The sequence below is a fragment of the Bartonella sp. P0282 genome, from assembly GCF_048452985.1.
Lineage (GTDB): Bacteria > Pseudomonadota > Alphaproteobacteria > Rhizobiales > Rhizobiaceae > Bartonella > Bartonella choladocola.
In genome coordinates, this window is sequence record NZ_WTFO01000010.1 from 1 (window position 1) to 1,202 (window position 1,202).

At 31.0% G+C, this 1,202-nt stretch carries 1 protein-coding gene; it reads right to left on the bottom strand.

Annotated features, from left to right (window positions below; translation table 11 throughout):
• A partial coding sequence (locus GQS64_RS11940; RefSeq protein ID WP_198231760.1) for a LysM peptidoglycan-binding domain-containing protein occupies positions 1–447 on the bottom strand: 447 nt, incomplete at its 3' end.
• Positions 448–1,202: the final 755 nt, after the last annotated feature.

Sequence of the window (1,202 nt, forward strand, 5' to 3'; positions counted from 1 at the left end):
CATGTCATCAGAAACCGGTGACAGCGGAACATAAACCGTATCCCCCACCGTTACCTTGTCAAAGCCGTTCTTGAAAAACCGATCCAGATTGAGACGACGCAACCCTTCAACACTCAAATTATAACGTTTGGCAACGCTATCAAGCGTATCGCCGGACACCAGCACATAGGCGCGTGTCATCACCGGCGTCGAATAGGTATCATTTAACGATGAGCTACCATAACTATCAGGATTCAACCCTTGGGATTGATAATCGCCACCCTTATAACCCGCACCGTGATAAGAGTTGCTATCATAAGCCCCCTCATACTGACGATCAAGGCTTCTCTGTGCTGCATCCGCCTGTGCGATCGAAAGAAGAAACGTCGAACAAACATAAAAAAATATCGTAAGCCACGAAATCGTTTTGTTTGTAAAACGACTTAAAAAACCACCCCACATATTCATGATCTATCCTGATAATTATACTTTTCTCATCGCTTCGATTTTTTGTTATCGTAATACTTAAATTTTTTCGATCGATTCTTTATCAACGCATATACAATAGAATCATATGATATTTTTATAATAATTAACTATATTTTTATACTTATTTTCTATTATAAAAATGATTTTTTAAATCGCTTTGTTTTATTATTTTTTACAAAAATAATGTTTTTTATGAATATTTTTCATCGATAATTTCTTAATTTTCATATTTATAATATACTCCGCTATATTTTATATTAATTTTTTTGAATTATTTATAATTTAATAAATAATTACAAATATTATAATATTTACAATCTTAATTGTTTTTATATTTTATTTTAAGCTTATAATATTTTTAATATTGATAACATCTTTTTTAAATATTTTTTCAATTATATGATGCATATTTATATTCCTTTTCTGTTCATAATTGATAATAATCAATTATTTATCCAATTATATTTTATATACTTATTTACTTAAACACCAACAAACGGATTTTTTATTTTTTAACAGTTTTTTTGATGAAGCGCATACCACCCAATACTTCCGGTTAAATTTTATTTTTTTGTCATATGATATTTTTTCTATGACGCCTGCTATTTTTCGTAACGTGCGGCACTAATAATAAGGTTTGTGAACATCACGATGACCTGCCGAACCGGCTTGTCTTCACATTTTGAATGTTTGAAAGTGTATGACGCTATTTTTCACGCTAACGGCCCCACCGA